This is a genomic window from Rhizobium sp. rho-13.1, assembly GCF_007000305.1.
Taxonomy (GTDB): domain Bacteria; phylum Pseudomonadota; class Alphaproteobacteria; order Rhizobiales; family Rhizobiaceae; genus Rhizobium; species Rhizobium rhododendri.
Genome location: NZ_SCFL01000047.1, coordinates 1 through 9,112, shown reverse-complemented (window position 1 = coordinate 9,112; position 9,112 = coordinate 1). Strand labels below are relative to the sequence as shown.

Sequence of the window (9,112 nt, the reverse complement as noted above, 5' to 3'; positions counted from 1 at the left end):
TGTGCGACCTGGCCCGCTTGGCGGGGATCGCAATTCCCGCAAAACCGAGGCGCATAGGGAACAGATCATGGCCTGGCTTGCCGAACACCGGGACGGAACCTTGTTTGAACTCCGCGACGCGTTGGCGGAGCAAGGCATCACGATCAGCAAGTCGGCCTTGCACCGCTTCCTTGTCCGGCACGGCCAGACGCGTAAAAAAAGACTGGCCACGCGATAGAGCAGAGCCGGCCCGATGTCTTGGAGCAGCGCCAGCGCTGGTTCGACGAACAATTGGATCTCGATCCCGCCAAGCTCGTCTTTATCGACGAAACCTGGACTGCGACGAACATGGCCCGCAGCCATGGACGCTGCAGGAAGGGAGAGCGCCTGCGAATGGGCTTTCCTCACGGCCACCGCAAGACGACGACGCTGGTGGCGGTTTGCGCAGCACGGGCATGGTTGCGCCGCTCGTGATCGACGGGCCGATAAACGGAGACTGGTTCGAGGCCTATGTCGCACAGGTGCTGGTTCCGACATTGAAGCCTGGCGATGTTGTCATCCTCGACAATCTTTCCAGCCACAAGAGGCCCGCTGCCCGCGCGTTGATCGAGACTGCCGGCGCACGCATGCTGTTCTTGCCGCCCTACAGCCCCGACTTCAACCCCATAGAAAAGGCATTCTCAAAACTGAAAGCACTCCTGCGCAAGGCGGCAGAACGCACTGTGGCAGGCCTTTGGGACAGGATTGGAAAACTGATCGACCTCATTGAACCTCAAGAAGCCCGAAACTTCTTCACCTCCCGCGGATATGATCCAGAATGAAAGGGAAACGCTCTAATGTTTCTTGTTGCGATGTATACGTCCCTTGAGCTGCCTGTTTTTGACGTTGGAGGCGCCAACCGGCGTTTGAGGAGACGCCGGTTGGCAAACGTTTGTTTCCGTCGAGACTGCGTAATAGGTTGCGCGATATAAATGAGGCGAAGCAGCGTATTCTCCGACTGGCCGTTACACTACATCATCGGCTTGCTTCCTTGACGAAAAATGTGGCGGCACATATCAATGTCGACTGCCGCAGGCTCCTGTTCTCACGTGTTGCACCTAACTAAAGGCGCTCGGCTACGGCTACGAAACCCGCTTGTCGTAGTATGAGGCTTTTGCTCGATACATAATTTTATCTGCACGATCGACCGTGTTTGATAGTGGTTCGTCCAAACAGGTTGTTGCAGCTCCTATCGACACGCTTAAGAGCCCCCGTTCGCTGGACTGGTTGTCAAGTCTGACGAGCCTCTCCAAAGTCTGAAACACTAATTGTGCTTCAGTTTGTTCTGCGCCGGGCATTACCAACACGAACTCGTCGCCACCAAGTCGGGCTGCAAAGAATGCTCCATGGGCAAGTACAGTAAGTATTTCGCCCATCCTCTTCAAGAGAGAGTCACCAGCAGTGTGCCCATCGGTGTCATTGACCGTCTTCAAGCCGTTCAGATCCATCATCAGAAATGAAATTGGGCGAATTGAGGACGCCTGAAGCTCGCTCAGCCGCTTTTCGAAAAAAATACGGTTGTGCAGATTTGTAACAGGATCATGTGTCCCGGCATGACGCAGTTGCTTTTCAGCTTTTTTTCGCTCTGTAATGTCTATCCGCGCAATTTGGACCTTGGCCCAACTCGACTCATAACCCGGCATCACACTAAGTTGGAGCTCCACGTCCACATCATGTCCATCGAGAGTGAGGTCGCTCGTATCGAGTTGCTGAAAAAAATTGCCCTTCCAGAGACCAAGAATTTCATTCACGAAATCGTCAGGGTAGCCGCCGCAGCGTGGTTTCTTCGCATCGTTCAGAAGGCTATCCTTTTCAACGGCACCAAAAAGTCGCATGGCTTGGACATTTACGTCGAGAATACGAACTGCGTCTAAGCATCTGTTTTTAAAAGCCGAATTATGTTCAAAGTAAGCCCGCAAATCAAGAACGCCTTTGTCTCGAGCTTTGTCCAGCAGACATTTCACTGCACTAAAATCTTTTACCCATAGCGCAACCGGAGAATTTTCAAATAAGCCCTGTGCGTACCTCGCAACATCGCTTGCTGTACGTCTGGCTTGTTCCAAAGCTGTTACGTCTTCAATTGCGATGAGCACTCGGCTCCAGTCTCGCTCATGGCCGGGTAGCACATGACCCCGAATTTGAACATTCAGGTCGCGACCCGACAAGGTTGTGTTAACAGTTTGGCCAAAAAAACTGGTCTTGCCGTCCCAAAGCTCAACCCATTGGTCGATAATGCCTTCCAGGCTTTGAGCTTTAAGTATTCTAGGGATTGCGGCGAAAAACTCAGAAAAATCGGACGCTTCGAAAAGATCTAGCGTTTTCCTGTTTACTTTTATGACATTGAGCTTGGAAAGGCAGAGCGTTAAAGACTCAGGCTGCTTCAGATACTCTCTCAATGATACCATGCCTCGCGCTTGCCATGTCTCGAACAGCGCCTTAACGGCACTGGCGTCCTCCAACCAAAGGGAGACTGGCGCAAGTTCAAATATGCTCGAATTATCCAAGCGCTCTATTTCAAAGTTTCGAGTGAACTCCATGTGGCACCTTCGCGCAACTACCTCACTAAGGTTCTAGATCGTTTCTATTCCGGCGCCGTAAATGACATCATTCGTAATGTAACTAAGTGCAATTATTTGGTATAAATACCCTCTTAATGTTGTAAATTGTACTAGAGGTGGCCGCCTGCTGCAGACATATACGGACGAGCAATGGCCGATTGCAGTTAATTGGAATGGCCTTTGCAAAGTGAATTTAGCTTCTGATACATTCTGAGAAAGCTACTAAGAGCTGACGATCAAAATGCCCATTGCTTTGAAACATCCATCGGATCGCGTCAGTGACGGTCCAAGGCTTTTTGTAGGGACGCAACGAGGTTAAGGCGTCAAACACGTCGCATATAGCCGCTATTCGTGCGTATTGGCTGATTTGTGAATTCGTCAGACGATCGGGGTAGCCGCTTCCGTCCACTCGCTCATGGTGATGTCTGCAAACGTCGAGAACGAGCTCCGGCAGCCCTGGCTGTCTCCCGAGAAATCCATGGCCCATTGCTGGATGTTTGCACATCGTGCGCATCTCTCCAGGCGTGAGAGCTCCTTCCTTTTGCAATATGTCGGAAGGAACGAAAAGCTTACCGATATCGTGTAGCAAACCGCCCACACCCATAATTTGAGTTGTTGGAACGTCAAACCCTAAGTGATCCGCCATGCGCATCATTAGTGCCGACACTGCAATCGAGTGGACGAAAGTGGCACTGTCCTTAGACTTTATCCGAGTTAAGTGAAAGATCATGGCTTTACCGACCGCCTGAGATTGCGTGATATCCTCAACGATTGGCAGCATGTTAGCAGTTGTGACTGGACTACCGTTGAGCGCTCCCCGGAAAATATTTTGAAGGGACAGCGTTGCGCTATTAATATGGTTTTTAACGGAGATTTCTACGACAGTGGAGCTGAGACATTTCGTGTCGTCAAAGCTCATAATCACTTTACTCGATGTCGGAAACTTTATGATAGCAGGTGCAACCTCTGCATACAGACCCGCTATCCCAGCACGCTTCCTCAAAGGCATATTTCGCTTGGCGATATTTGTGAGGGTCTTTTTTTGTCGCAACGCAGCGTTGACTAATCTTTCGGTTGGGCACGCTTGGGAACTTCCTTGCTCAACTTGATCTTGGGCAACTTGTTTTGCCATCTCTGCTGCTCCATTGGTCTGGCGACACAGGGCTTGTGTTATGATCTGAGTTGAATATTTAGGCGAGAGATTAGCGGTTGAATATATCGGCGACTGTGAATCGGATATTGCTCATGCTGGCCCTGCCTACCAGCGCCTTTCGTACCCATCAAAGGCGATGTTCCGAACTCTAGATCCCGTGTCGTCTAATTGCTTTAGAATTTTAATTCTCGTCTGACGTTTTACACTTGGTACAAGGTTTGAAGGTTTTGAACACGCACAGAGTCTCCACTTTGGCCTATCACCCTTGGTATGAGCAACTGCTTGTTAATCGCGAAAAGCTCCGGCAACTTTAGCGAGGAGACGGTTCGCTGGGGATGATGCCTGTGGATTGCCTACTGGGATACTTGGCTCAGTGGACCGAGGACCGGACACGGGTTTGCCAATTTTGAACTGCTTAATTAGGGAAAACAAAGCGTCTGCTTCATATGCTAGTCCGTGACTAGCTGCCGTCGATTGCTCGACAAGAGCAGCATTTTGTTGTGTTCCTTGGTCGATGGTGTTGACGGCGACATTTATTTCTTTCAGGCCTGTTGCTTGCTCTCTCGATGATTCAACGATCGCTGTCACGTTGACATTGATGGCGATCACCTGGGATACAATTTCGTTAAGTGCATCGCCTGTCTTAGCTACGAGCGAGACGCCGTCATTGACTTGTTGACTAGAGGCGTTGATCAAAGCCTTGATCTCTTTAGCCGCTCTAGCAGACCGTTGCGCCAACTCCCTCACTTCTTGTGCCACGACCGCAAAGCCTTTGCCTGCTTCTCCCGCGCGAGCTGCCTCCACGCCAGCATTCAGAGCTAGGAGATTCGTTTGAAAGGCGATGTCGTCGATAACACCGATGATATTTGAGATCTCTCGTGAAGAAGACTCGATGTGGCCCATCGCTTTTATAGCTTGTCTAACGATCTGCCCGGACTTTTCAGCGCTGCTACGAGTGTCACTGACAAGTTTGCCCGCATCGGCCGCTCTTCGACTTGAGTCTGCTACAGTTGTGGTGATTTCTTCCAATGCGGCAGCAGTTTCCTCCACTGAGGCTGCCTGGTGCTCAGTTCGCTTTGCCAAATCATCTGCTGCAGATCGTATTTCGTTAGAACCGGACGCAATGGCTTGCGCATTCTGGCCAACTGCGGCCATTACCGTGCGTAGCTTCAAAACTGTGTTATTGAAATCGACCCTTAACTGCTCGAGCGACGGAATAAACGGAGCGTCGAGCTCAGTGCGGAGATCACCTTCCGACAGTGAGCGGAGCCCGTCGGCAAGCGTGCCGACATTCTTCACGCGAGGAGTTATGTCAGTGGCAAATTTAACCACTTTGAACACACGCCCGTCGGGGTCGAAAATCGGATTGTAAGACGCTTGTATGAAAACGATCTTTCCACCCTTACCAAGCCGCATAAATTCTTCCGCGATGAACTCACCCGCTTGTAGCCTTTTCCAAAAAAGTCCATACGCATCGCCTTTCGTGTAAGACGGATCACAGAACATCGCGTGATGCTTACCAACGACGTCTTGCAAGCTGTAGCCCAAAACTGTGAGAAAGGTCTCGTTGGCATCCAGAATTTTGCCGTCGGGCGTAAACTCAATGACAGCTTGGGCACGGGATATAGCTTTAATCTTGCCTTCGTCATCGGCGCTCTTTAACTTAGCCTGTGTTATATCCGTCGCGAGTTTTACGACTTTGAAGGGCTTTCTCCCGTTTGATACCGGATTATAGGAGGCCTCGATCCAAACTTCGCGCCCACCCTTTCCTATCCTCCGATATTGGCGTTGTTCAAATATGCCCAATCGAAGCTTGTCCCAAAATGCATGGTATTCTGGCGATGCTGCCTCTATTGAGTCGACAAACATGCTGTGATTTTGTCCGACAATCTCTGCCACTTCGTATCCCAGCGCCTGGCAAAACTTCGAATTCGCAGTAAGGATTTTACCTGACATATCAAATTCGATCATCGCTTGTGATTTGCTGATTGCAGCCAAAACCGCTCGTTCGCCGCGATCTATCATAAAGGCCATCAAGATTCCCCTGTCAGCGGAGCTGAAAAGCGTCAATACATTTTCGACGTAACTTTCTCTTTGTCATACATGATCAGTCGCCACGCGTTACCTGACAGTTAACGCGTTAATGCAGTAGCTTATCGCATTACGTATATTTCGTATTTCGTCTACATTGTTCGCTTTTTGTATATTTATGTTTTTTGATTTTAAGTTCCAAAAGTCTTTTTTATAACGTAACCGCCCGATTGTTACCGCTGAGAGTTCGCTTTGATGCGAGCAACGAGTTCCTTGTCGTCGACGAAACTGTCGAGGAAGTCGTTCTATTCTTGGAGTGAGCGGCGCGCGTCTTTGAGCATCTGCTCCAACTCGTCCATGCCGTCGTCTGTCAGCGCGGTCACGGATTCGTCGTCTCCTGTGTACACGGAGATGATGCTGCCGTAGCTCAGATTATCATCGTTGGAGACGATTGCCTGAAGAAGCTCCTGATCCTCTTCGAGAATTTCGGCAACAAATTTGATTGTACGGACGTATGTGACTGTCGCCATCAGGCTGCCTCGGCGGAGATTTTGACGAGACCAGTTCCACGGCAGCAGCTCGTCAAGGCGGTTGATCTTGTGATCGTGGATGCGGTCGAGCACATCAGTCAGATATGCCTGAGGATCAAGACCATTCATCTTGGCCGTCTCGATGATCGTCATGGCCCGCGCCAAGGTCTCAGCCCCTGTGTCGGCTCCTGCGAATAGCCAGTTGCGTCTTCCAACGCCTATCGGACGCAGAGCCCGCTCGGCGGCATTGTTGTCGATCGCGATAGGGCCGTCATCGAGGAACAGGCAGAGCGAAGACCATCGGCTCAAACCATATCGAAAGGCTGCCGCCAGATCACCCTTGCCTGGTATGCGGGTCAGTTGGGCTTCGGCCCAGAGACGGAATGCTTCAGCCTTGGGCTTGCTCTGCTTTTGACGCGCGGCAAGGCGGATCTCGGGAGGCTGACCGTTGATGTCTCGCTCTATGTCGTAGAGCGCACCGATACGATCGAGGGCTTCCCGCGCGATCTCGGATTTGTTCGATGTCCAGATATCGTGGAAGTCGCGTCGCCAATGCGCCCAGCAGGAAGCTTCTTTGAAGCGCGAGAGCCCATCCGCTCCAGCTGAATACAGCTTCCCGTATCCTTTGTAGCCGTCAGCCTGAAGGATGCCACTTGATTGCTTGAGATGGCGGTGGACGTGCTCTTCTTTCCAGTCAGGCGCAAAATAGTAGACTGCACCCGGCGGGGAGGCTCCAGCCCAGGGACGTTGATCGCGAACATATGTCCAGATCCTGCCCTTCACGCCTTTCCCCAGCCCTTTGTCTCGCAGCGAGCGATCCAGCACCCGGATCGGGGTATCGTCCGCATGAAGGAGATCACTTGCCATGATCGCCGTTTCGATCCGTTCGATGAGAGGCTGAAGGACCTGCATGGCGCGACCACACCAATCGCCCATCGTGCTGTCGGGAATGTCGACGCCCATGCGGGCGAAGATCTCGTTCAGACGGTATAGCGGCAAATGATCATCGAACTTCGAGACCAGAATGTACGCCAGGAGGCCAGCGCCCGCCATGCTGCCAGGGATCGGACGGCTGGGCGCAGGCACCTGCACCATCTTCTCGCAGCAGCGGCAGGACTTCTTCAATCGGGCGACCTCGATCACCTTCATCTGCGCCGCAATCATGTCGAGGATTTCGGTGGCGTCCTCACCGACAAGACGCAACTCACCTCCGCATTCCGGGCAGCAGGTGCCGGAATCGAGTTCTCGGCGCTCGCGCACCGCCTTGTCGAACACGCGTGGGCGTCGGCGCATGATCTTTTCCGACGCATGCGCCAGAGGCACAACAGACGGCGTCTCATCGGCTTCATCGATCGGGGCCGTATTGCCCTCAGCGGCGGAGATCAATAGATCCTCAAGCGCCAGTTCCAACTGCTCGATTTCACGCTCGATCTTTTCGGAAGACTTGCCGAAGACCTGTTTCTTCAGCTTGGCGATGCGCAGCCGCAGGGTTTGGATTAACTGGTCGTGCGCTTGCAACGTCGCCGACATCTTCGCGTTTTCTGCCAGCAAAGCGGCAATCATTGCCTTGAGAAAGGCTGGATCGTCGGTCAGATTTGTCGTTGCGTTTGACATGATCCCGACTACCATAAGTCAGGAGAAATTGCCATAAAAACGAGTGGTTTCAGAGGGATAAAATCACCCGACACGAGCCGGTGGCGCTCCCCAATCCGGACGACGCCAATCGATCCCTTCCCACAACATCGCCAGTTGGGCCGACGTCAGTCGCGCCGTCCCGTCGGACGCCGAAGGCCATGGGAACCGACCTTTCTGCAAGATCTTGTACCTCACAACAGAATGCAGCCACTGCCAACGCAGATACGCAGTTAGTGCGGGTTACACATCCGTTTCATCCTTTATTCCCACGACAATTGCCGTGCGTCGGCAAGCGCTACAACCGGCATGGTGAACGCCTTTTGCTGCAGACCGAGGACGCCACTGTTTGGTCGGTTCCTCCGCAATGGACTGATCTTGTAAGCTTGGATCCTGAGGTCGTCATGAGCAACGGACGATCGCTCTTGCGGGTGGTCGACTTAATGGAGTTGGCCACTCTGGTGAAGCGCCTTTCGAGCAAATTGGGGCCGCGCTGACGTGCAGAAGTGTAAGGATAAATATGCCGCATTTGTAAAGTGGATTATGCCGCAAGAGGTCGCTTTTATGAGAGGATATGCCTGCAATTACGAGTCATTTCGTCAAATAGACCATACGCATCAGCTTGACGAGGTAGTAAAATGCGTCATAATTAGAATTACTCTAACGCCGCTTCGTGTCCTCGGAGCCATTGATGTCTGCGAAGTACGACAGCAAGCGCACAAAGACGGATGTCCTCATCGAAGAGGGCACGTTCAATCCCACCCCCGAGAAGGTGCGCGATCCAAAATTTCGGGGCAGCGAGTTCTTCGATCCGCACGACGCCGTGCAGGTCAAATACGAGATGCTGCGTCGCGTCTCCATCGACAAGGTTTCGGTGACGGAGGCCTCCGACGAGTACGGTGTTTCCAGGCCAACCTACTACCAGGCCAAGGTGAACTTCGACATGGCCGGGATTGCGGGATTGGTGCCGACAAAGCCGGGCCCCCGCCGTCCCCACAAGATCGACGACAAAGTCCTGGCATTTCTGCAGGCGCAGCTTGGCCCAGGAGAACCCGTTCGCGCCCGGGAACTGGCCAAGCTGCTCCGCCAGGAACTCGATATCGAGCTTCATCCCAGATCGATCGAGCGGGTTCTAAAAAAAAGCAGCAGGTAAACACTGCCGCGGCGGTGGCATGCCTGATCCAACCGTC

The 9,112-nt window shown here is 52.4% G+C and carries 5 protein-coding genes and 3 pseudogenes; 2 read left to right on the top strand and 6 right to left on the bottom strand.

All coding sequences use genetic code 11. The annotated features are described in order from the left end of the window. Positions 1–800 (top strand): annotated as a pseudogene (locus EQW76_RS28280) (IS630 family transposase); the annotation flags it as partial. 300 nt (positions 801–1,100) lie between these two features. On the opposite strand, the gene EQW76_RS28275 reads toward EQW76_RS28280, so the two are convergent. The 6 genes and pseudogenes from EQW76_RS28275 to tnpB all read right to left on the bottom strand — a co-directional run bounded on the left by EQW76_RS28275 (position 1,101) and on the right by tnpB (position 8,147). Continuing rightward, complete coding sequence (locus tag EQW76_RS28275) at positions 1,101–2,555, bottom strand: GGDEF domain-containing protein (protein ID WP_142832553.1); 1,455 nt, start codon at positions 2,553–2,555, stop codon at positions 1,101–1,103. A gap of 214 nt (positions 2,556–2,769) precedes the next feature. Beyond that, positions 2,770–3,708 (bottom strand): HD-GYP domain-containing protein, encoded by a 939-nt coding sequence (locus EQW76_RS28270; RefSeq protein WP_142832554.1) that lies wholly within the window; start codon positions 3,706–3,708, stop codon positions 2,770–2,772. Between the two features lie 306 nt (positions 3,709–4,014). Then, positions 4,015–5,763, bottom strand: a complete 1,749-nt coding sequence (locus EQW76_RS28265) for a PAS domain-containing methyl-accepting chemotaxis protein (protein WP_142832555.1) — start codon at positions 5,761–5,763, stop codon at positions 4,015–4,017. Between the two features lie 230 nt (positions 5,764–5,993). Continuing rightward, positions 5,994–6,290: pseudogene (locus EQW76_RS30295) on the bottom strand (hypothetical protein). A 27-nt stretch (positions 6,291–6,317) separates the two neighbouring features. After that, positions 6,318–7,904 (bottom strand): annotated as a pseudogene (locus tag EQW76_RS28255) (IS66 family transposase); the annotation flags it as partial. Between the two features lie 63 nt (positions 7,905–7,967). After that, the gene (gene tnpB, locus EQW76_RS28250) at positions 7,968–8,147 is read right to left on the bottom strand and encodes an IS66 family insertion sequence element accessory protein TnpB (RefSeq protein WP_143123508.1); all 180 of its coding nucleotides are present in this window, start codon (positions 8,145–8,147) and stop codon (positions 7,968–7,970) included. Positions 8,148–8,613: 466 nt separating this feature from the next. Here tnpB and EQW76_RS28245 point away from each other — a divergent pair, with 466 nt between their 5' ends. Further along, positions 8,614–9,075 (top strand): helix-turn-helix domain-containing protein, encoded by a 462-nt coding sequence (locus EQW76_RS28245; protein WP_111222197.1) that lies wholly within the window; start codon positions 8,614–8,616, stop codon positions 9,073–9,075. Positions 9,076–9,112: the final 37 nt, after the last annotated feature.

Bases quoted from the DNA above. Each gene is read 5' to 3' on its own strand.
- EQW76_RS28270 (WP_142832554.1), bottom strand. From the start codon at position 3,708: ATGGCAAAACAAGTTGCCCAAGATCAAGTTGAGCAAGGAAGTTCCCAA.
- EQW76_RS28265 (WP_142832555.1), bottom strand. From the start codon at position 5,763: ATGGCCTTTATGATAGATCGCGGCGAACGAGCGGTTTTGGCTGCAATC.
- EQW76_RS28245 (WP_111222197.1), top strand. From the start codon at position 8,614: ATGTCTGCGAAGTACGACAGCAAGCGCACAAAGACGGATGTCCTCATC.
- EQW76_RS28275 (WP_142832553.1), bottom strand. From the start codon at position 2,555: ATGGAGTTCACTCGAAACTTTGAAATAGAGCGCTTGGATAATTCGAGC.